The sequence below is a fragment of the Kocuria aegyptia genome (assembly GCF_039530085.1).
Taxonomy (GTDB): Bacteria; Actinomycetota; Actinomycetes; order Actinomycetales; family Micrococcaceae; genus Kocuria; species Kocuria aegyptia.
On the sequence record NZ_BAAAOA010000057.1, the window covers coordinates 1 to 703 of the forward strand.

Genomic DNA, 703 nt, shown 5'->3' on the forward strand with positions numbered 1-703 from the left:
ACGGGTTCCTCTCCGAGAACGCCGGCTTCGCCCGGGCGGTGATCGAGGCCGGCCTCACCTGGATCGGCCCGTCCCCGGGGACGATCGAGCTGCTGGGGGACAAGGTCGCCGCCCGGGAGATCGCCCGGCGCGCCGGGGCCCCGCTCGTGCCCGGCAGCGACGGCCCGGTCGAGTCGCCGGAGGACGCCCGTGCCTTCGCGCAGGAGCACGGCCTGCCGGTGATCGTCAAGGCCGCCCACGGCGGCGGGGGGCGCGGCATGCGCGTGGTCCGCGAGCTGGAGGGCGTCGAGGAGGCCTTCGCCTCGGCCGCCCGCGAGGCGCAGGGCGCCTTCGGCCGCGGCGAGTGCTTCATCGAGCGCTTCCTGGACCGCCCGCGGCACGTGGAGGCGCAGGTGGTGGCCGACGCCCACGGTCACGTCGTGGTGCTCGGGACCCGGGACTGCTCCCTGCAGCGCCGCCACCAGAAGCTCGTCGAGGAGGCCCCCGCCCCCTTCCTCACCGAGGACCAGCGGCAGCGCATCCACGCGGCGGCCGAGGCCATCTTCCGGGAGGCCGGCTACGTCGGGGTGGGCACCGCCGAGTTCCTCGTGGCCCAGGACGGACTGATCTCCTTCCTGGAGGTCAACACCCGGCTGCAGGTGGAGCACCCGATCACCGAGGAGGTCTACGGCGTGGACCTCGTGCAGGCGCAGCTGAGCGTCGC

The 703-nt window shown here is 75.0% G+C and carries 1 protein-coding gene; it reads left to right on the forward strand.

The annotated features are described in order from the left end of the window. Positions 1-703, forward strand: a 703-nt coding sequence (locus tag ABD220_RS17910) for an ATP-binding protein (protein ID WP_344124853.1), incomplete at both ends; no start/stop codon positions are given.